This window comes from Cupriavidus sp. CuC1 (assembly GCF_044627735.1).
Taxonomy (GTDB): Bacteria; Pseudomonadota; Gammaproteobacteria; order Burkholderiales; family Burkholderiaceae; genus Cupriavidus; species Cupriavidus ulmosensis.
The window spans coordinates 39471-59502 of sequence record NZ_JBIUHC010000002.1; the positions used below are offsets into that span (position 1 = coordinate 39471).

At 67.5% G+C, this 20032-nt stretch carries 17 protein-coding genes and 1 tRNA gene; 16 read left to right on the forward strand and 2 right to left on the reverse strand.

Going from position 1 to position 20032, the window contains the following annotated elements; translation table 11 throughout:
* Positions 1-91: 91 nt before the first annotated feature.
* The 5 genes from ACGLHR_RS01000 (at position 92) to chrA (ending at position 3667) form a co-directional block, all read left to right on the forward strand.
* Positions 92-166 (forward strand) — tRNA-Cys (locus ACGLHR_RS01000).
* A 229-nt stretch (positions 167-395) separates the two neighbouring features.
* Positions 396-839: a GNAT family N-acetyltransferase gene (locus tag ACGLHR_RS01005; RefSeq protein WP_400091370.1), complete on the forward strand. Its 444-nt coding sequence runs from the start codon at positions 396-398 to the stop codon at positions 837-839.
* Positions 840-855: 16 nt separating this feature from the next.
* The gene (locus ACGLHR_RS01010; RefSeq protein ID WP_400091372.1) at positions 856-1971 is read left to right on the forward strand and encodes a bifunctional nicotinamide-nucleotide adenylyltransferase/Nudix hydroxylase; all 1116 of its coding nucleotides are present in this window, start codon (positions 856-858) and stop codon (positions 1969-1971) included.
* Positions 1972-2014: 43 nt separating this feature from the next.
* Positions 2015-2161, forward strand: a complete 147-nt coding sequence (locus ACGLHR_RS01015) for a hypothetical protein (RefSeq protein WP_400091374.1) — start codon at positions 2015-2017, stop codon at positions 2159-2161.
* A 144-nt stretch (positions 2162-2305) separates the two neighbouring features.
* Positions 2306-3667 carry a chromate efflux transporter gene (chrA, locus tag ACGLHR_RS01020; protein WP_400091375.1) on the forward strand — a complete coding sequence of 454 codons (1362 nt, stop codon included), beginning with the start codon at positions 2306-2308 and terminating at the stop codon, positions 3665-3667.
* Between the two features lie 4 nt (positions 3668-3671).
* Here chrA and ACGLHR_RS01025 read toward each other — a convergent pair whose 3' ends face one another.
* Positions 3672-4592 carry a LysR family transcriptional regulator gene (locus tag ACGLHR_RS01025; RefSeq protein ID WP_400091376.1) on the reverse strand — a complete coding sequence of 307 codons (921 nt, stop codon included), beginning with the start codon at positions 4590-4592 and terminating at the stop codon, positions 3672-3674.
* Positions 4593-4756: 164 nt separating this feature from the next.
* Here ACGLHR_RS01025 and ACGLHR_RS01030 point away from each other — a divergent pair, with 164 nt between their 5' ends.
* From ACGLHR_RS01030 to ACGLHR_RS01070, 9 genes are all read left to right on the forward strand, one after another.
* Entirely contained in the window at positions 4757-5767 is a 1011-nt protein-coding gene (locus ACGLHR_RS01030) for a tripartite tricarboxylate transporter substrate binding protein (RefSeq protein WP_400091377.1), read from the forward strand.
* A gap of 53 nt (positions 5768-5820) precedes the next feature.
* Complete coding sequence (leuC, locus tag ACGLHR_RS01035; RefSeq protein WP_400091379.1) at positions 5821-7239, forward strand: 3-isopropylmalate dehydratase large subunit; 1419 nt, start codon at positions 5821-5823, stop codon at positions 7237-7239.
* Positions 7232-7915, forward strand: coding sequence for a 3-isopropylmalate dehydratase small subunit (gene leuD, locus ACGLHR_RS01040; protein ID WP_400091380.1), 684 nt, complete (start codon positions 7232-7234; stop codon positions 7913-7915). The genes leuC and leuD overlap by 8 nt, the downstream gene beginning before the upstream one ends.
* Positions 7916-7928: 13 nt before the next feature.
* Positions 7929-8813, forward strand: coding sequence for an alpha/beta fold hydrolase (locus tag ACGLHR_RS01045; protein WP_400091381.1), 885 nt, complete (start codon positions 7929-7931; stop codon positions 8811-8813).
* An 88-nt stretch (positions 8814-8901) separates the two neighbouring features.
* The gene (locus ACGLHR_RS01050; RefSeq protein ID WP_400091382.1) at positions 8902-9555 is read left to right on the forward strand and encodes a TetR family transcriptional regulator; all 654 of its coding nucleotides are present in this window, start codon (positions 8902-8904) and stop codon (positions 9553-9555) included.
* A 130-nt stretch (positions 9556-9685) separates the two neighbouring features.
* Positions 9686-10654, forward strand: a complete 969-nt coding sequence (locus ACGLHR_RS01055; protein WP_400091384.1) for a Bug family tripartite tricarboxylate transporter substrate binding protein — start codon at positions 9686-9688, stop codon at positions 10652-10654.
* A gap of 29 nt (positions 10655-10683) precedes the next feature.
* A complete protein-coding gene (locus ACGLHR_RS01060) occupies positions 10684-11874 on the forward strand; it encodes a M24 family metallopeptidase (RefSeq protein ID WP_400091386.1) in 1191 nt (396 codons plus the stop codon).
* Between the two features lie 213 nt (positions 11875-12087).
* The gene (locus ACGLHR_RS01065; protein WP_400091387.1) at positions 12088-13857 is read left to right on the forward strand and encodes an EAL domain-containing protein; all 1770 of its coding nucleotides are present in this window, start codon (positions 12088-12090) and stop codon (positions 13855-13857) included.
* A gap of 356 nt (positions 13858-14213) precedes the next feature.
* Complete coding sequence (locus ACGLHR_RS01070; protein ID WP_400091485.1) at positions 14214-14792, forward strand: acyloxyacyl hydrolase; 579 nt, start codon at positions 14214-14216, stop codon at positions 14790-14792.
* A 44-nt stretch (positions 14793-14836) separates the two neighbouring features.
* Here ACGLHR_RS01070 and ACGLHR_RS01075 read toward each other — a convergent pair whose 3' ends face one another.
* Positions 14837-16342 carry a PLP-dependent aminotransferase family protein gene (locus tag ACGLHR_RS01075; RefSeq protein WP_400091389.1) on the reverse strand — a complete coding sequence of 502 codons (1506 nt, stop codon included), beginning with the start codon at positions 16340-16342 and terminating at the stop codon, positions 14837-14839.
* A 359-nt stretch (positions 16343-16701) separates the two neighbouring features.
* Here ACGLHR_RS01075 and ACGLHR_RS01080 point away from each other — a divergent pair, with 359 nt between their 5' ends.
* A complete protein-coding gene (locus ACGLHR_RS01080) occupies positions 16702-18033 on the forward strand; it encodes an aspartate aminotransferase family protein (protein ID WP_318233931.1) in 1332 nt (443 codons plus the stop codon).
* 46 nt (positions 18034-18079) lie between these two features.
* Entirely contained in the window at positions 18080-19597 is a 1518-nt protein-coding gene (locus ACGLHR_RS01085; RefSeq protein WP_400091391.1) for a CoA-acylating methylmalonate-semialdehyde dehydrogenase, read from the forward strand.
* Positions 19598-20032: the final 435 nt, after the last annotated feature.

The window sequence follows — 20032 nt, forward strand, 5'->3', positions numbered from 1 at the left end:
CGCCGCTTCGCGCTCCGTGCAGAGTTTTTCATTTCCGGCTACACTGCGCCCCGCACTGTAAGCGGACGCCAAAACGCGGCGTCCCGGCAGCGGCGGGGTGGCAGAGTGGTTATGCGACGGTCTGCAAAGCCGTACACGGCGGTTCAATTCCGTTCCCCCGCCTCCAGGTTTCCAGTCATGCGGGTGTTCCGCCCGCACTCTCCTGTCAGTCCCTCCTGCCTCCGGCCATCGGCGCCTGGCAAGGCCTTGCACACTTGTTCCACACAAGCAGCGGACAAGGCGTCATTTATGCCGTTTTCCCCGCTGGAACAAGTCGCCCGAATCATGTAGTGTGAAGTCAACGCAGTCCATCCATGACAACCTCCGCCATCGTGCGTGGCGGGGAGATAATTGCAATGACAAGAGATCTGCGTATCCGCGCCGCACAACCGGCCGATTGGCCGGCAATCGCGGAAGTTCTTGAAGCCTGTGGCCTCGCCAGCGACGATCTCGATCCCTCGCTGGCGTTGTTCCATATTGCCGTGCTCGACGGCGGGATTGTCGGTTGCGCCGGCGCCGAAGGCTATGGCGACACCGTAGTCGTGCGCTCGGTCGCGGTGTTGCCGCCCTATCGCGATCGCGGCATCGCCTCCCATATGGTTTCCGCCGTGCTGATGCGCGCCCGTGCCAGCGGCTGCACCCGCGCCGTGCTGCTGAGCGCCAGTTGCCCCAGCTACTTTGCCCGCTACGGGTTCTCGTTGATCTCGGCCGATCGCCTGCCGCCGGAAGTGCGCGCGTCGCGCGAATTCCGGCAGCAAGAGGGCGCGCTGCCGCTATGCATGTGTTGCGAGCTGAAATGATCCACCTGACGTGCCGATGACCCCGACGAACCCGACGAATCCACTGAACCCGACCCGGCCGGCGAGCGCGGTCCCCTTCGATTACCTGGTCTATATCGGCCGTTTCGAGCCCATGCACAACGGGCACTTCGCCATGCTGCGCCAGGCGCTGGCGCAGGCCCGCAAGGTGATCGTGGTGCTGGGTTCCGCGGGTGGCGCCCGCACCGTGAAGAACCCGTTTACCGCGGATGAGCGCCGCCAGATGATCGAGGGCGCGGTGGCGGCCTGGGACGCCGCGCGCGTTGCCGACCTGCGTTTTGTGGTGGTGCGCGACTACTACGAAAGCGCGCGCTGGACAGCGGCAGTGCGCGCCGTGGCGGGCGCGGTGATCGATGCACCCGCGCACGGCACGCCGCGCGTTGGCCTGTTCGGGCACTTCAAGGATGCGTCCTCGGGTTACCTCAATGACTTCCCCGGCTGGGAGCTGGTGCCGCAGCCAAGCTTCGGGCAGCTCAATGCTGCCGACGTGCGCCGCCAATGGTTCGAGCAGCAGGGGGGCCTGCAAGGGCTGGAGAGCGTGCTGCCGCAGCCGGTGGCCGCGTTCCTGCGCGAGTTCGCCGGGCGCGAAGCGTTCGCGACCTTGCTGGCCGAGTACCGCTTCCTGCAGGACCACGGCCGCCGCTGGGCGGCTGCGCCGTATCCGCCGGTCTTCGTGACCGTGGATGCGGTGGTGCGCTGCTGCGGCCAGGTGCTGCTGATCCGCCGTGGCGGACAGCCAGGCCGCGGCGCCTGGGCGCTGCCCGGCGGCTTCCTGGACCAGCACGAGCGCGTGGCCGATGCGGTGCTGCGCGAGCTCGACGAGGAAACACGCTTCGGCCTGCCCAAGGCGGCGTTGCAGCAGTCCTTGCGCGACCAGGCGCTGTTCGACCATCCCGAGCGCAGCCAGCGCGGGCGCACGCTGACCCACGCTTTCTTCTTCGACCTGCCGCTCGATGCGCTCCCGGCGGTGGCCGCCGCCGATGACGCGGCCGCGGTGCGCTGGGTGCCGCAGCAGGAGTTGCTGGCGCTGGAAGGGCAGATGTTCGAGGATCACCTGCTGATCCTCGATCGCTTCCTGCATCTGTTCGACGGCGAGGCGCAGCCGGCGGGCTGAGCCGACCCGCCGCCGGGATCAGTGTCCGCTACCACGGCGGTAGATGAGATGTGAACTGGTTGGTCATGCGATAGCGGTGAACGATGCGGCGGCGCCAACCGAGCTGACGCCGCGCGAGCACATCTACGAGAAACTCGGCGTGGAGACCCGCACGGCCGCCGTGGCGGCCGCGCAGCGCGCTCTGGCCTAGGCCAGCCTTTGGCCAGCAGCGCTGGTGTTGCTAATGCGCTTCATCCAGGCTGGCTGTATGGGTGGTTGGCAAACATGTCGACACAAGCCTCTGCTATCTTAGGCGCCCCGCCTGTCGCTGGCCTCCACTTCCATATTGGCTCCCATGCAAGCTTCGACTACCACGCCGGACACCGCAGCTCCGGCCGCCATCAGCCTGCGCCAGGCTTTCTGGTACTGGCTCAAGCTGGGCTTCATCAGTTTTGGGGGGCCGGCGGGGCAGATCGCCATCATGCACGAGGACCTGGTCGAGCGGCGCCGCTGGATCTCCGAGAGCCGTTTCCTGCATGCGCTCAATTACTGCATGGTGCTGCCCGGCCCGGAGGCGCAGCAGCTGGCGACATATATCGGCTGGCTGATGCACCGCACCTGGGGCGGGGTGATCGCGGGCGGGCTGTTCGTGCTGCCGTCGTTGCTGATCCTGATGCTGCTGTCGTGGATCTACATGCGCTTTGGCGAGGTGCCGGCGGTGGCGGGAGTGCTGTACGGCATCAAGCCGGCGGTGACGGCCATCGTGATGTCGGCGGCGTGGCGCATCGGCTCGCGGGCGCTGAAGAACAGCTGGTTGTGGGCGATCGCGGCGGCTTCGTTCGTCGCCATCTTCGCGCTGGAACTACCGTTTCCGGTCATCGTGCTGGTCGCGGCCTTGATCGGCTACGCGGGCGGCCGGTTTGCGCCCGCGCGCTTTGCCAGCGGGGGCGGGCACGGCGCGGGCAAGGCCGGCTTTGGCCCCGCGCTGCTGGACGATCATACGCCCACGCCGCCGCATGCGCTCTTCACGTGGAAGCGCTTCGCGCTGGTGCTGGCGGTGTTCCTGGCGATCTGGGCGCTGGCGCTGGGCGCGCTGGCCTGGCGCTACGGCTGGCAGGGCACGCTCACGCAAATGGGCTGGTTCTTCACCAAGGCCGCGCTGATGACCTTTGGCGGCGCCTATGCGGTGCTGCCCTACGTCAACCAGGGCGCTGTTCAACACTACCACTGGCTTACCGCGCCGCAGATGATCGACGGCCTGGCGCTGGGCGAAACCACGCCCGGCCCGCTCATCATGGTGGTGGCCTTCGTCGGCTTTGTCGGCGGCTGGACGCAGGCTGTGTTCGGTGCCGATGCGGTGGTGGTGTCGGCCGCGGTGGCGGCGACGGTGGTGACGTTCTTCACCTTCCTGCCGTCGTTCCTGTTCATCCTGCTGGGCGGGCCGTTCGTGGAAAGCACGCACGGCAACCTGAAGTTCACCGCGCCGCTGACCGCCATCACCGCGGCGGTGGTTGGCGTGATCGTCAACCTGGCGGTGTTCTTTGCCTATCACGTGCTGTGGCCCGCCGGGCTGCAAGGGCGCTTCGAGTGGCCCTGCGCGCTGATCGGACTGGCCGCGGCGGTGGCGTTGTTCCGTTTCAAGGCCGGCGTGATCCCGGTGATCCTCGCTTGCGGCGCCGCCGGGCTGGCGCTGGTGTTCGTGCGCGGCATGGGCTGAGCGGCTACCAGCCACTATAGGGCGCGCCCGCCACGCGGTGGGCCGCGAAGTGCTCCGCCAGGAAGTCCACGAACGCGCGCACCTTGGCCGTGAGGTGGTCACGCGTGAGGAATACCGCGTACACATCGGCCGGCGGCGTCTCCCAGTCGGGCAGCACCTGGCGCAGCCGCCCGGACCTGAGCATCGGCGCCACCTCCCATTCGGAACGCATCAATATGCCGTGGCCTTGCAAGGCCCAGCCGAGCGCCACTTCGCCATCGTTGGTGCTGGCCGGGCCGCGCACCTTCACGGTTTCCTGCCGGCTCGCCGAGCGCAGATGCCAGGTGCCGTAGGTAGCGTCGCTTTCCCGGATCACGATGCAGCGATGCTGCTGCAGCTCGCGCGGCGAGGCCGGCTCGCCGTGGCTGGCCAGGTAGCGCGGTGCGGCGCATAGCAGGCGGCGGTTGTGCGCGAGGGGACGGGCGGTGAGGCGCGCATCGGGCAGGTCGCCCACGCGGATGCCGATGTCGAAGCCCGCTTCGGCCAGGTTGAACGGGCGGTCGGTGAGTTCAAGCTGCACCTCCACCTCGGGGCAGGCCAGCAGGAAGGCGCCCACCGCCGGCGCCACGTGGCGCCGGCCGAAGCCCAGCGTGGCGTTGACCCGCAGCAGCCCGCGCGGCGCCACCCGGCTGCCGCCCAGCCCTTGCTCCAGTTCCTCCAGCTCGGCCAGGATGCGTGCGCCCTGGGCCAAGTAGGCCTCACCCTCCTGCGTGACGCTCAGGCGGCGCGTGGTGCGGTTGAGCAGGCGCACGCCCAGGCGCGTCTCCAGCGCCGCCAGCCGCTTGCTGGCGGCCGACGGCGTGATGCCGAACTGCTGGGCCGCGCCGGCCAGGCTGCCGCGCTTGACCAGGGTAACGAAGAAGGCGAGGTCGGAGAAATTGTCCACGGTGCAACGTTGCGTCTGGTGTCCAGATTAGTGAATTAGAAGACTGAATGAAAGTCTGTGGATGAAATTATAGCGGTGGGTTCAATGGTTAAACTGGCATCTCAATAAGTGCGGCGGCATTGGGGCGTTCCCCGTCAGCCAGCCTGCCACCCAGGAGACCCCATATGACCCGCTTTGCCGCCATCGCCCGCCGGATCTGCCGGATCCGCCGGCTACCGCTAGCCTTGGGCGCTGTCGCCCTGTCGGTTGCCCTCGCGCCGGCCGCCGCCTCGGCCGAGACGTTTCCCGCGCGCCCGATCCGCCTGATCGTGCCGTTTGCCCCCGGCGGCAGCGTTGACATCGCCGCGCGGCTGATCACCGAAGCGTGGGGCCGGCAGCTCGGCCAGCCCGTGGTGGCGGACAACCGCGCGGGCGCCTCGGGCAATATCGGCATGGACCAGACCGCCAAGGCCAAGCCCGATGGCTATACGCTGGCCATCAACAACGTGGCGCTGGCGGTGAATCCTTCGCTATTCGCCAAGCTGCCGTTCGACACCGAGCGCGACCTGATGTCGGTCGGCACCATGGGCACCTCGCAGCATGTGCTGGTGGTGACCAACAGCCTGCCGGCCAAGGATGTGAAGGCGCTGATCGCGCTGGCCAAGAGCCGCCCCGGGCAACTGAGCTTTGGCTCGGCGGGCACCGGCAGCACCTTCCATATGGCGGCGGAGCTGTTCAAGTCGGAGTCCGGCATCGCCATCCTGCACGTGCCGTACAAGGGCGGCGGCCCGGCCATGGTCGACACCATCGCCGGCCAGGTGCAGCTCAGCTTCCCGGTGCTGTCGGCCGCGCTGCCGCAGGTGCAAGCCGGCAAGCTGCGCGCGCTGGCGGTGACCGGGCCCAAGCGCTCGCCGCTGCTGCCCGATGTGCCCACCATCGCCGAGGCGGGCCTGCCCAACTACGCCTTCGAGACCTGGTTCATCGTCAGCGCGCCGGCCGGCACGCCCAAGGACGTGATCGCCAGGCTCAACCAGACGCTGAACCAGGCGCTGGCCGCACCGGAGATCAAGGCGCGCCTGCTCAAGGAAGGCTTCGAGCCGCTCACCATGAACCCGTCCCAGGCCGACGCCATGCTGCACAAGGAAATCAAGCGCTGGGCCGCGCAGATCAAGCAGGCCGGCATCACGCCGGAGTAAGCGCAGTTCCTTCTACCGCGCTTTCTTTTAACCCACATCAAGCAGGCTGTCCCATGTCAGGCCTTACCTTCTATCGCAAGCTGGTGGATTCGCACACCGTGGCCGCGCTCGACGCCGACCACGTGCTGCTCTACGCGGATCTGCACCTGATGAACGAATACACCAGCCCGCAGGCTTTCGCCGGGCTGGCCGCGCAGGGCCGGGGCGTGCCGTCGCCGGGCCAGCAGGTGGCGGTGGTGGACCACATCATTCCCACCCATGCCGAAAGCCCGCGCCGCATCCAGGATCCCGCCTCGGCGCTGCAGGCGCGCAACCTCAAGCGCAATTGCGACCAGCACGGCATCCCGCTGTTCGATACCGATGACGCGCTGCAGGGCATCGAGCACGTGATCGCGCCCGAGCACGGCATGATCCGCCCGGGCATGGTAGTGCTGTGCGGCGACAGCCATACCACCACCTACGGCGCGCTGGGCGCGCTTGGCTTTGGCATCGGCACGTCGGAGGTGGAGCACGTGCTGGCCACGCAGACGCTGGTGTACCGCGTGGCGATGGACATGCGCATCCGCGTGGACGGCATGCTGCCGCGCGGCGCCACCGCGAAGGACCTGATCCTGCATATCATCAGCCGCATCAGCGCGCAGGGCGCGCGTGGCTATGTGGTGGAGTTCACCGGCAGCGCCATCGCCGCGCTGTCCATCGAGGCACGCATGACCTTGTGCAACATGACGGTGGAAGCCGGCGCGCGCGGCGCGCTGATCGCGCCGGATGCGGCGGCCATCGACTACGTGCTGGCCCGCGCCGCCGATATCGATGCAACGCTGCGCGAGCGCGCGCTGGCCTGCTGGCGCGCGCTTCACTCCGATGCGGATGCAAAGTTCGACTGCGAGCTGGTATTCGACGCCAGCCATGTGGCGCCGTACGTGAGTTGGGGCACCAGCCCCGATCAAGCGATCCCCATCGATGCGCGCGTGCCGCTGGCGGAGGATGCCGTCGACGACACGGCGCGCAGCGCTGCCGCCAAGGCGCTGGACTACATCGGCCTGCAGGCAGGCGCCACGCTCGAAGGCTTGACGGTGCAGCGCGTGTTCATCGGTTCGTGCACCAATGGCCGCATCGAAGACCTGCGCGCGGTGGCCGCCATCGTGCGCGGGCGCAAGGTGGCCGAAGGCGTGCGCGCGATGGTGGTGCCGGGCTCCGGCGCGGTGCGCCAGCAGGCGGAGGAAGAAGGCATTGCGCAGGTGCTGCTGGATGCCGGCTTCGAATGGCGCAAGCCGGGCTGCTCGATGTGCCTGGCCATGAACGACGACGTACTCGCGCCGGGCGAGCGCTGCGCCTCCACCACCAACCGCAATTTCGAGGGACGCCAGGGGCGCGCCGGGCGCACCCACCTGATGAGTCCCGCCATGGCCGCCGCCGCGGCGCTGACCGGCTGCATCACCGATGTACGCCGCCTGGAGCAGACCGATGCCTGATGCAATGCCTGGTGCAATACCTAATTCAATACCTGATCACGATTCTGACCTGATCACTGCGCTCGGCGCGCCCCTGCCCATCGGTAACCTCGACACCGACCAGATCATGCCCAAGCAGTTCCTGCGCATCATCGACAAGGCGGGGCTAGACCGTGGCCTGCTCTACGATATGCGCTTCGACGCGCAAGGCGCGCCGCGCCTGGAGTTCGTGCTCAACCAGCCGCGGTACCAGGGTGCGGGCGTGCTGGTGGCCGGCCCGAACTTTGGCTGCGGCTCGAGCCGCGAGCACGCTGTATGGGGCTTGCAGCAATTCGGCATCCGCGCGGTGATCGCGCCGAGCTTTGGCGAGATCTTCTACTCCAATGCCATGAACAACCGCCTGCTCCTGGTGATGCTGCCGCAGGCGCAAGTGGATGCGCTGATGGCCGTAGTGTCGCGCGACGTGCCTGCGCAGATCGACATCGACCTCGCGGCGATGACGGTGAGCGCTGGCCCCCTGCGCTTTGCCTTCACGCTGGCCGAGCGCCACCGCACCATGTTCCGGCAAGGGCTGGACATGATTGGTGCAACGCTGGCACAGTCGTCGCAGATCGCCGGGTTCGCGCGGCGTCATCATCATGCGCAGCCCTGGCTGCAGGACGTTGCCGCCAAGACCATGGCGCGACTGTCCGCCTGAAGGAGGACGGATTGTGTTCGAAGGTTTCACCCCGCACCGCATTCCATGCGGCGATGTCGAGATCAACGCCATCGTCGGCGGCCAGGGCCCTGCGCTGCTGCTGCTCCATGGCCATCCGCAGACGCATGTGATCTGGCATAAGGTCGCCGCCACGCTGGCGCGGCATTTCACGGTGGTCGCCACCGACCTGCGCGGCTACGGCGACAGTGGCAAGCCCGCCGGCCTGCCGGACCACGCCAACTACAGCAAGCGCAGCATGGCGCAGGACCAGGTCACGGCGATGCGCGCGCTGGGCTTCGCGCGCTTCCTGGTGATGGCGCACGACCGCGGCGGGCGCGTGGCGCACCGCATGGCGCTGGATCATCCGGATGCCGTGCGCCGGCTGGTCACGCTCGATATCGCGCCCACGCTGGCGATGTACGAGCAGACCAACCTGCAGTTCGCGCTGGCCTACTACCACTGGTTCTTCCTGATCCGGCCCGCGCCGTTTCCCGAGACGCTGATCGAGGCCGATCCGGCGCTCTACCTGCGCAGCACCATGGGCAGCCGCAGCGCCGGCCTGGCGCCGTTCACCGAGGCGGCCATGGGGGAATACCTGCGCTGCCTCAGCCTGCCGGGCGCGGCGCACGGGCTGTGCGAGGACTATCGCGCCAGCGCGTCGATCGATCTCGAGCACGACCGCGCCGACCTGGCCGCCGGGCGCAAGGTCGAGTGCGAGATGCTGGCGCTGTGGGGAGAGCAGGGCGCGGTGGGCCGCTGCTTCGCGCCGCTGGAGGAGTGGCGCAAGGTGGCGCGCAACGTGAGCGGCAAGAGCCTGCCGTGCGGGCACTACATTGCCGAGGAAATGCCGGAGCTGCTGCTGGATGAGACGCTGCCCTTCCTGCTGCGCGCAGGTTAAGGACGCAACGGGCGAATGCGCAGCGAGCCGGGCTGGCTTACACTCGCTGTCTTCGCCCCTGTGCCCAACCGAACGCATTCTCCAGCCCATGCCGCCCCGCAAGAATCCCGCCGCTGCCATCGAAACGCTCGACACGCTCGCGCAAGGCCGCGCTGCCAGCGACCAGGCCATCCAGCTGCTCGACGGCGCCGTCAACCACGTGCTGGAACACGGCATCGGCGACTTGTCGCTGCGCCATATCGCCGAAGCGCTCGGCACCAGCCACCGCATGCTGATCTACTACTTCGGCTCGGCCGACCAGTTCTGGGAGGCGGTGCTGCGCCGCATCCGCCATGCCGAGCTGGATGCGCGCGCCAGCCTGGCCGCCAGCGAGCCCGATCCCGCGCGGGCGCTGGAGGTGGCCTGGGCGCGCTACTCGGCGGATAACTACCTGCCCATCATCCAGTTGCTGTTCGAGATCTACGGCCGCGCCATTCGCGATCGAGAACGCTTCCAGGTGTTCCTCGACGACGTGATCGGCAGCTGGACCGGCGCGCTGACCGAGCGCTTTCACAAGCAGCTTGGCTTGAGCTTGAGCGAGGCGAAGCTGCGGGCTCGCGTCGAGGTGGCTACCGTGCGTGGCTTGCTGCTGGACCTCGTCACCACGGGCGACCGCAAGGGCACCACCGCCGCGCTGAAGTACTTCGCGCGCATGCTGAATGCGCCGAAGGCCGCGGGCGCGAAATCCGATCCCGAAGCCTGATCCGTGCGCGGCGCCGGCATCGGCGCCGCGGGCCTGCAAAATTTTTTCCCTCTTCATGTACCACATGGTACAGTAAACCGGACGCACCCGATGCGAGGGTGCCGCTCAGGGGATTGGAGAGGAGATCGAAGTGAAGAGACGCACACTGATATTAAGCGCCGCGCTCGCCGCGGCGGGCATGGCACATGGCGCCGCCGGCTGGGCGCAGGACTGGCCGCAGCGCCCCGTCAGGCTGGTCGTGCCGCAGGCCGGCGGCACGGGCAACGACGTGCTCGCGCGCGCACTGGCCGAAGCGCTGGGCAAGCGCTGGGGCCGCAGCGTTGTCGTGGAAAACAAGCCCGGCGCCAACGGCGTGCTGGCCATCAACTATGTGCTGCAGCAGCCGGCCGATGGCTACACCTTGTTCTTTGCCGGCGTGTCCAACCTGGCCTTCAATCCCTTCCTGTATCCCGCGCTGCCTTATGTGCCGCAGCGCGACCTGACCGGCGTGGCGATGCTGGCCAACTCGCCGTTCGTGCTGGTGGTCGCGCCGGCGATGCATGCCACCAGCTTTGCCGAATTCGTGCGGCTCGCCAAGGCGCGGCCGGGCGGCATCAGCTACGCCTCCGGCGGCATCGGCAACTCCACGCACCTGGCCATGGAGCTGGTGGCCGAGCGCGCCGGCGTCAAGCTGCAGCATGTGCCGTTCAACGGCGCCGGTGGCTCAACAAGCCTGATGTCGGGCGAGACGCCCGTCATGATGAATGTGCTGGCGGGCGTGCAGCCCTATATCGCCGGCAAGAAGCTGGTGGCGCTGGCCGTGACCGGCGAGCGGCGGCTGGCCGCGTTGCCGGATGTGCCCACCTTCAAGGAGCTGGGCTACGACGTGGCGGTGCCAGGCTGGTACGCCATCGTGGCGAAGTCGGGCACGCCGGCGGCGCTGGTGCAAAAGATCAACGCCGACGTCAACGCTGCCATGGACGAGCCGGCATTCAAGGACAAGCTGGCCAACCAGTTCCTTGACGCGATCAAGGGTCCGCCCACTGAGGTGGAGCGCTATATGCAGCGCGACGCGCAGGCGTGGGGCCCCATGATCCGCAAGCTCGGCATTGCCCTCTGACCCCGCACCCACTACCAAGGAGACAAGACATGCCGCAGATCACGACCGCCGTGCGCGACTACCGCCTGGCCATGATGCACGCGCTGATGGACCGCATCCACGTTGACGCGCTGGTGTTCAGCACGCCGGATTTTTTCCAGTTCGCCACCAACTTCCAGCTGGATGTCTGGCCATGGGAGCGCCCCGTATGCGTGTTCGTGCCGCGCAACGGCGAACCCTTCGCGGTGATGAACGAACTGTCCACCAACCACATGCGCCTGTGCACGGAAAGGGAGAAGGTCTGGTTGCGCGACGTGACGTACTACGCCGAGCATCCGCGCGTGTCGCAGCGGCTGGCGCTGGCGCCGCAACTGCCCGAGGTGGTGGCGTCGCTGCTGGCATCGCATGGGCTGGGCGGCTCGCGCATTGCCGTGGATGTTGCCCATCCGATCCTCGCGGCGGCGCAGCGCTACCTGCCGGAACTCACGCTGCGCCCGGCCATGGCCGAGATGCGCGGCATGCGCTGGGTCAAGCATGCGGAAGAACTACAGGTGATGCGCGAGCTTGGGAGCCTGACCGACTGGGTGCAGGACCGCTACCGCGAGAACATTCGCCCGGGGCGGCTGGCGCAGGAGCTGGACCACGCCATGTCAGCGCTGATGGTGGAGGAGGCCGCGCGCCGCTTCCCAGGCGAGGATTTCGACATCCTCAAATGCTGGACGCTGACGGGACCGGCCTCGGCCTCGCCGCATGGCGACGGCGCCGCGTGCGGCGCGCGCATCGCGCCCGGCGATACCATCGTGAACCTGATCCTGCCGCGCCTGAACGGCTACTACGTGGAGAACGAGCGCACGTGGTTCTGCGGCAAACCGGACGAGCGCCAGGCACGCTGCTACCAAGTTGCCGCCGAGGCCACAGACGCGGCGGTGGCGGCCGCGGTGACTGGGCGCCGCGTCTGCGACATGGACGCCGCCGCGCAGGCCGTGATCGAGCGCGCGGGGCTGGGCGAGACCATCTTCCACCGCACCGGCCACGCGGTCGGGCTGATGCTGCACGAGTATCCGGAAGACATGGCCTTCAACACGCGCGCGCTGCTGGGCGGCGAGGTCTACTCGGCGGAGCCGGGGATCTATGTCTACGGGCTGGGCGGCTTCCGGCTCGACGATACGGTCGTGGTGGGCGAGCGCCCCGAGGTCATCGTGAAGACGCCAAAAACGCTGGAGTATGCAACGGTGGCGTGACGCGGGCGACAAGTGGGGGACGACGGGGGGATGACGGGGGGAAGCCGTATGTGGCCGGTGGTCATCGTCGCGGGCATTGGCGCGCTATCCCTTCGGCCAAAGGCAGGTGCCGGCACACCAGTGCGGGGCGTTCGAGGATAAAATGCGGCCGACGCCTGCCACCTGCCGCCATGTCAATCGTGATTCATGCGGTGCTCGGACGCCCCCCTCGACATGGACGACTCTCCCCAGCGCGCGCCACTTTTGCCCTGCCATGCCAATCCCGCGAACATGCCGCCTGCCAAGGCGTTGCCCACGCATCTTGCCGGGATGCTCGATCGCATCTCGGATGGCATCATGTCGCTCGACCGCGAGTGGCGATTCACCTACGTCAACCAGGCCACGGAGCGCTTGCTCAAGCGCAGCCGTACGGAGCTGGATGGGCGCGGCATCTGGGAGTGCTATCCGGACCTGATCGGCTCGGCGTATTACCGGACCTACCGCGAGGCCGCCGCCAGCGGCGTACCGCGCACCTGCACTGCCTACTATCCCCCGCTGGCATGCTGGTTCGAGGTGCGAGCCTTTCCCGATGCGAACGGTCTTACCGTGCTCTTTCGCGACGTTAGCCGCGAACGGCAACAGTCGGCCCAGCTTGAATACCATGCCGATCACGACTACCTGACCGGCCTGCCAAACCGCCGGCGCTGCACACAGGTGCTGGCGCGCGCGGTGGCGCAAGCGGACGAGGACCAGGTGGCCGTGCTGCCGGCCGGCATGGAAGCGCAGGCGCCGCCCGCCGGCGGGGTGGTGGTGCTGTTCGTCGATCTCGACCGCTTCAAGGAAGTCAACGATGCCTTTGGCCATGCCGTGGGCGATATGTTGCTGTGCGAGGTCGCCGAACGCTTTCGCGCGCTGCTGGCCCCCTCGGCTTTTGTTGCGCGCGTCGGTGGGGACGAGTTCGTGTTCATACTGCGCGACGCGCGGCCGGGCCAGGCCGAGCGTTTTGCCGGCACCATCCTGGCCGGCGTGTCGCAGCCGTTCCAGGTGGACGGCCACACGCTGCTGCTGGGTGCCAGCGTAGGGATCGCGCAGTGGCCCGAGGCCGGCGACACCGCCGACACCCTGTTGAACCACGCCGATGCCGCCATGTATGCGGCCAAGGCCGCGGGGCGTTTCCAGTTCCGCGTCTTCCACCTGGACCTTGCCCAAGGCTTGCGCCAGCGGCTGCAGCTGCGCGCCGACCTGCATGCCGCGATGGCCGACGACCAGCTGGTGCTTCACTTCCAGCCGCAGTGGTCGCTGTCGGATGGCAGGCTCACGGGCGCGGAGGCGTTGCTGCGCTGGCAGCACCCCACGCGCGGCCTGCTGCCTCCCGCTGGCTTTCTCGATGTGCTGCTGGAGTCGCCGCTGGAGGCGGCGGTGGGGCTGTGGGTCATGCGCGCCGTGTGCCGCCAGATCGCGGCCTGGCGGCGTGCCGGCCTGCCGGTGCCCAGGATCTCGTTCAACCTGTCGGCGCGGCAGCTGGTCATGCCAGGGCTGGCGGGCTTGCTGGCGGACCTCGCGCGCGAGCACGAGGTGCCATGCGGGCTGCTGGACGTGGAGGTCACCGAGGACACCCTGATGACCGACCTCGACAGTGCCGCCGCGGCGCTCGACGAACTCGGGCGCTGCGGCATCAGCGCCTCGCTGGACGATTTCGGCTCCGGATACTCGAGCCTGGCCTACCTGACGCGCCTGCCGGTTGCGACACTCAAGATAGACAAGTCGTTTGTTGCTGTGCTTGGCAGTGCGCCCGAGGCACTGGCCGTCATTCGCGGGGTCATCGCGCTGGCGCGCTCGCTGGGCATGAGAACCCTGGCGGAAGGCGTGGAGACCCGTGACCAGCAACGCTTGCTGACCGAGGAGGGCTGCGACGCGGCGCAGGGCTACCTGTTCGGCCGGCCAATGCCGGCAGCGGATTTCGCCGTGGTCATGGGCCAAAACGCCGTGGCGCGGGGGGATTGACGCTGCGCGGCAACAGCCCCCGCAGTGCCGCGAGCATCAGCCGTCCCGGAGGTGCATAATCGCTCACCGAAACGTCGAGCCCTAGCCCGATTTCGCCGGTCTCAACATACATTCATGACTGGATGTATAATTCCGTAATTATTCGCTTGTCCCCAAGCGATTATTGCGGAAATTGACCATGACTTACCGATTTATTGCCGGGTGCATGACCGCCTGGCTCGCGATCTGCGTGACCGCGGGCTGGGTAGTGGAACGCCTCTGGTCCTGAGTACGGGTGGTCGGCTTTGCCGCTGGGAGGTGGCAAGGTTTTCGCTAGGACTTGCCATTCTTCGCGGTAATTACCACCCATCATGCACATGACCAACGACAAGAAGAACACCGGCCTTGCCCACCGGTTTGCATTGCGTATCAAGGCGCTTGGCGCCGTTGCTGCCCTCGGCGCATGCGCTGCCGCGCACGCCGATCCTGGGGTGCACGTGGCCATCGGCCGCGATCCCGGCCACAACATCGACAAGTACGAAGTTGGCGTGAACTGGGATTCCGGCTTTGCCTGGGGCAACCCGCAGGGCTGGCTGGCCAAGCTGCAGTGGGAGGCCGAACTGGCCGAATGGAACGCCCGCAGCGGCACCAATCACCAGAACGTGACCGAATTCGGCTTCTCGCCGATCCTGCGCGTGGAGAAGCGCGGCGGCTCGCTGGTGCCTTTCCTGGAAGCTTCGGTTGGTGTGCGCATGATGAGCCACAAGGCCACCTCCGACGAGCACCGCTCCGGCAGCCTGTTCCAGTTCTCCGACATGATCGGCGTGGGCATGGCCTTTGGCCCCAAGACTGCCTACGAAGCCGGCTTCCGCTACCAGCACGTCTCCAACGCCGGTATCAAGCAGCCCAATCCGGGCAGCGGTTTTTACACGGGTTACGTGCGCTATCGCTTCTGATCTTGCAAAAATGGCTGGCCTGGCCTGGCCTGATGCCGTGACGCTCAGGCCAGCTTGACCATGCCTGCGCGCGGGGCGCGCGTGCCGCGGGAGGCGGGTTCGGTTTCCACGCCTTGTGCTTCCCGGCTGCGCAGCGCGTCAAAAAATCGCCACAGCGCGGGTGCATCGCTGGTTGCCACGTTGAACCGTATCCAGGGCGAGTCGCCTTCTTCCGGCTCGAAATAAGACCCCGGCGCCAGCCAAATGCCGTGCTCCAGCGCCAGCGTCGCCAGGCGGTTGCCCGACAGCGCGGCCTGGTCGCCGCCGCCTTCCGGCCGCATCCTTGCCCAGGCGAACATCCCGCCTTCCGGGCGCAGCATCACCTCCAGCCCGTGCGCTTCCATCTTCTCCGTGATCCGGTCCTGCTGGGCGCGCAGCCGCTCCGCCAGCGCCGCCACATGGCGGCCATAGTGGCCGCTGGTCAGCACCGAGTACACCAGCCGCTCGGTCACTTCCGATGACGTCAGCCCCACGGCCATCTTGGTGCGGGCCAGCGCCTTGGACAGCTCCGGGCTGGCCGCCAGGTAGCCGACCCGCAGCGATGGCGTGATCGTCTTGGAAAAGCCGTTCACGTAGATCACGTGCGAGAGCCCGTCCATGGCCGCCAGCATGGGCGAGCCGGCCGGCGCCAGCTCGCGGTAGATATCGTCCTCCACCACCAGCAGCCGGTATTGCTCGGCCAGTTGCAGCACGCGGTGCGCGTTCATGCTGGTGAGCGTGCCGCCGGTGGGGTTCTGCAGCACCGTGTTGACGAACAGCGCGCGTGGCGCGTGGGTGCGGATGGCGTGGTCCAGCGCGTCGGTGTCGAGCCCGCTTGCGGTGCGGCGCACGCCCACTACCTGCAAGCCGGCGAGGCGCAGGATTTGCAGCAGGTTGCAGTAGCAGGGGTCTTCCACCAGCACGGTGTCGCCCGGGCGCAACAATGTGCGGACCACCAGGTCCAGCGCCTGCGTGGCGCCCTGGGTCAGCACCACTTGCTGGGCCTGCACCGGCATGCCGTACTGGCTGAGCCCGGCGGCGATATGCTCGCGCAGCGCGGCGAAGCCGTAAGGGTGGCCATAGCCCGAGACCTGCGCGGCGGGCACTCGCGCCGCAGCGCGCATGGCCTGGTGCAACCCTTCCTCGTTGAGCCAGTCGCCGGGCAACCAGCCCGCGCCCGCCTTGATCGGCACCGAATGATCGGCGAACACATCCGACAGCAGCCATGCGGCGTTGAGCCCGGGCGCCTCCCAGCGCGCCGCCGGCGCATGGCCGGCCGGCGCGTGGCGGTGTGCCACTGTGTAGCCCGATCCCACGCGCGCGCTCAGGTAGCCCAGCGCGGTCAGGCGGCCGTAGGCCTCGGCCACGGTGAAGGTGCTGACTCCGTGCTGCTGGGCAAAGTGCCGCACCGACGGCAGCGCCACGCCGGCGCGCAGCACGCGCCGGTCCACCAGGCTGGCGATGCCGGCCACGATCTGCTCGGTGAGGGTGTCGCCGCTGCGCCGGCTGCGGACGAGTTCAAGGTTCAGCATGCGTTACATGTAAGGATGGACCTGTACAGTTTAATGGGCGTAGCAGTTCGATGGGAAGCAACGTCACGGTGCCGGGTCTTGCCGCGCTGCAACGTGAATCCGGCTGCTGGCGGGACTTTGGCTGTCGTGGCGAGCGATGCAGCGGGATCCACAGGCGTGATCGTATGCCTTGGGTATTTTTTGATCTGTACAGTTGTCTCACTCTTAACTGTACGGTAAGGCGAGGTTCTGTTGACCGTATATTCTTTAAGCCGGGCAGGGCCGCTACAGTGGCCGCATTCACCAGAATCAACTGACAACCCGGTGCGGCGCCAACCGCCGCCGCCCAAGCCAATACCAATTGCTCCTGAGGAGGACGTATGGATGCCGCCAAGACTGTGATCCCCGATCTCGATGCCCTGTGGATGCCGTTTACCGCCAACCGCCAGTACAAGGCGGCCCCGCGCCTGCTCGACTCCGCCAGCGGCATGTACTACACCTCGCATGACGGCCGCCAGATCCTCGACGGTTGCGCCGGCCTGTGGTGCGTCGCTGCCGGCCATTGCCGCCAGGAGATCGCGGACGCGGTCGCCCGCCAGGTGCAGACCCTGGACTACGCGCCGCCGTTCCAGATGAGCCACCCGCTCACCTTCGAGGCCGCCACCAAGGTAGCCGCCATCATGCCGGCCGGGCTGGACCGCATCTTCTTCACCAATTCGGGCTCGGAATCGGTCGACACCGCGCTGAAGATCGCACTGGCGTATCACCGCGCCCGTGGCGAGGGCCAGCGCACCCGCGTGATCGGCCGCGAGCGCGGCTATCACGGCGTTGGCTTCGGCGGCATGGCGGTCGGCGGCATCGGCCCCAACCGCAAGGCCTTCTCGGCCAACCTGATGCCTGGCACGGACCACCTGCCGGCCACGCTGAATATTGCCGAGGCAGCTTACTCCAAGGGCCAGCCGACCTGGGGCGCGCACCTGGCCGACGACCTGGAACGCATCCTGGCGCTGCACGACCCGTCCAACGTGGCCGCCGTCATCGTCGAGCCGCTGGCCGGCTCCGCCGGCGTGCTGGTGCCGCCGGTGGGCTACCTGGAAAAGCTGCGCGAGATCACCAGCAAGCACGGCATCCTGCTGATCTTCGACGAGGTCATCACCGCCTTCGGCCGCCTGGGCGCGGCCACAGCCGCCGAGCGCTTCAAGGTCACGCCGGACCTGATCACCATGGCCAAGGCCATCAACAACGCAGCCGTGCCGATGGGCGCGGTGGCGGTCCGGCGCGAAGTGCACGACACCGTGGTCAACGCCGCGGCACCGGGCGCCATCGAGTTCCTGCACGGCTACACCTATTCCGGCCACCCGCTGGCCATGGCTGCTGCCATCGCTACGCTGGATATCTACAAGAACGAGAACCTGTTCGGCCGTGCGGCTGAGCTGGCGCCGAAGTTCGAAGCCGCGGTGCACGCCGTGCGCGGCGCGCCGCACGTAAAGGACATCCGCAACCTCGGGCTGGTCGCCGGCATCGAGCTGGAGCCGCGTCCCGGCCAGCCGGGCGCGCGCGGCTACGAAGCCTTCCTGAAATGCCTGGAGCGCGGCGTGCTGGTGCGCTTCACCGGCGACATCCTCGCCTTCTCGCCACCGTTGATCATCACCGAGGCGCAGATCGACGAGATGTTCGACACCGTGAAAAAGGTCCTGCAAGAGCTGCAGTGATTGCAGCGAATGCCGCGGCCGCAGAGACAAGACAAGGAACACTGACGTGAACATCGCAGAGAACCGGCAGATCGCCGACATCGCGCACTACATCGGCGGCACCGTGCGCGCCGCCTCGTCGGACCGGTTTGCCGACGTCTTCAACCCGGCCACCGGCGCCGTGGCCGGGCGCGTGGCGCTCGGCTCGGCGCAGGACGTGGATGCCGCGGTGGCCGCGGCGCACGCCGCGTTCCCGGCCTGGTCCGAGACCGCGCCGCTCAAGCGCGCGCGCATCCTGTTCAAGTTCAAGGAGCTGCTCGACCGCCACCATGACGACCTCGCCGCGCTGATCACGCGCGAGCACGGCAAGGTGTTCTCGGATGCCAAGGGCGAAGTCACCCGCGGCGTCGAGATCGTGGAGTTTGCCTGCGGCATTCCCAACCTGCTCAAGACCGACTTCACCGACAACATCGGCGGCGGCATCGACAACTGGAACCTGCGCCAGCCGCTGGGCGTGGTGGCCGGCATCACGCCGTTCAACTTCCCGGTGATGGTGCCGATGTGGATGTTCCCGGTGGCGCTGGCCTGCGGCAACACCTTCGTGCTCAAGCCGTCCGAGCGCGATCCCTCGCCCTCGCTGCTGATTGCCGACCTGCTCAAGCAGGCTGGCTTGCCGGATGGCGTGTTCAACGTGGTGCAAGGCGGCAAGGAAGCCGTTGACGCGCTGCTGGCGCACAAGGACGTGCAGGCGCTGTCCTTCGTCGGCTCCACGCCGATCGCCGAGTACATCTACACGGAAGGCACCAGGCGCGGCAAGCGCGTGCAGGCCCTGGGCGGCGCCAAGAACCACCTGGTGGTGATGCCCGACGCCGACCTCGACCAGGCCGTGGACGCGCTGATCGGCGCCGCCTATGGCTCGGCCGGCGAGCGCTGCATGGCCATTTCGGTCGCCGTGGCGGTGGGCGATGTCGCCGACAAGCTGGTGCCGCGCCTGGCTGAGCGCGCGAAATCGCTGAAGATCCGCAACGGCATGGAAGACGATGCCGAGATGGGGCCGCTGGTGACCGCCGCGCACAAGGCCAAGGTCGAAGGCTATATCGCCAAGGGCGTGGAAGAAGGCGCCAAGCTGGTGACCGACGGCCGCGGCCATAAGGTCGAGGGACACGAGAACGGCTTCTATGTGGGCGGCACGCTGTTCGACAACGTCACGCCGGACATGACCATCTACAAGGAAGAGATCTTCGGCCCGGTGCTGTCGGTGGTGCGCGTGCATGACCTGGCCGAAGCCGTGGACCTGATCAATGGCCACGAGTACGGCAACGGCGTCTCCTGCTACACCAGCGACGGCGGCGTGGCACGTGCATTCTCGCGCCAGATCCAGGTGGGCATGGTGGGTATCAACGTGCCGATCCCGGTGCCGATGGCATGGCACTCGTTCGGCGGGTGGAAGCGCTCGCTGTTTGGCGACCATCATGCTTATGGCGAGGAGGGCATTCGCTTCTACACGCGCTACAAGAGCATCATGCAGCGCTGGCCGGACAGCATTGGCAAGGGCGCGGAATTTACGATGCCGGTGGCTAAGTGATGGATTTGGATGACGGGGGGGCGCTGATTGTGTTTGTTTGAGCGGCGATGGCTCTTGGACCCAAAGGCCGTACGACGACATCCCATTGCGGGGTTGGTCGCTGTTTGTTTGAGCGGCGATGGCGTTTGCATCCAACAGCCGTACGACATCCCCCTGCGGGGGCTGCCGGTCACTCTTCTTTGCGTCGGCAAAGAAGACTAACGAGAAGAAAGCCGACCCTGCCGGGGGCAGAGCCATCGCGGGTGCCAGGGGCGCTGGTTTCGTCGTATGGCCAGCGGTTCTGCTGGCATCTGCCGTTACCGGCTTGTAGGGCATCGCAATGGCGTGACCCATCGGTTTCGTCGTCTGGCCCCTGACCTCGTTTGCGGTGCCCATTCGCACATCTGCCGTTACCGGCGCGGGCCATCACGACATATCGCCTCTCAATGGTTTCGT

Excerpts from the sequence above, each read along its gene's own strand:
- ACGLHR_RS01005 (WP_400091370.1), top strand. The coding sequence starts at position 396 with ATGACAAGAGATCTGCGTATCCGCGCCGCACAACCGGCCGATTGGCCG.
- ACGLHR_RS01060 (WP_400091386.1), top strand. The coding sequence starts at position 10,684 with ATGCCGCAGATCACGACCGCCGTGCGCGACTACCGCCTGGCCATGATG.
- ACGLHR_RS01010 (WP_400091372.1), top strand. The coding sequence starts at position 856 with ATGACCCCGACGAACCCGACGAATCCACTGAACCCGACCCGGCCGGCG.
- leuC (WP_400091379.1), top strand. The coding sequence starts at position 5,821 with ATGTCAGGCCTTACCTTCTATCGCAAGCTGGTGGATTCGCACACCGTG.
- ACGLHR_RS01075 (WP_400091389.1), bottom strand. The coding sequence starts at position 16,342 with ATGCTGAACCTTGAACTCGTCCGCAGCCGGCGCAGCGGCGACACCCTC.
- ACGLHR_RS01065 (WP_400091387.1), top strand. The coding sequence starts at position 12,088 with ATGGACGACTCTCCCCAGCGCGCGCCACTTTTGCCCTGCCATGCCAAT.
- ACGLHR_RS01030 (WP_400091377.1), top strand. The coding sequence starts at position 4,757 with ATGACCCGCTTTGCCGCCATCGCCCGCCGGATCTGCCGGATCCGCCGG.
- chrA (WP_400091375.1), top strand. The coding sequence starts at position 2,306 with ATGCAAGCTTCGACTACCACGCCGGACACCGCAGCTCCGGCCGCCATC.
- ACGLHR_RS01080 (WP_318233931.1), top strand. The coding sequence starts at position 16,702 with ATGGATGCCGCCAAGACTGTGATCCCCGATCTCGATGCCCTGTGGATG.
- ACGLHR_RS01070 (WP_400091485.1), top strand. The coding sequence starts at position 14,214 with ATGACCAACGACAAGAAGAACACCGGCCTTGCCCACCGGTTTGCATTG.
- ACGLHR_RS01015 (WP_400091374.1), top strand. The coding sequence starts at position 2,015 with ATGAGATGTGAACTGGTTGGTCATGCGATAGCGGTGAACGATGCGGCG.
- leuD (WP_400091380.1), top strand. The coding sequence starts at position 7,232 with ATGCCTGATGCAATGCCTGGTGCAATACCTAATTCAATACCTGATCAC.
- ACGLHR_RS01050 (WP_400091382.1), top strand. The coding sequence starts at position 8,902 with ATGCCGCCCCGCAAGAATCCCGCCGCTGCCATCGAAACGCTCGACACG.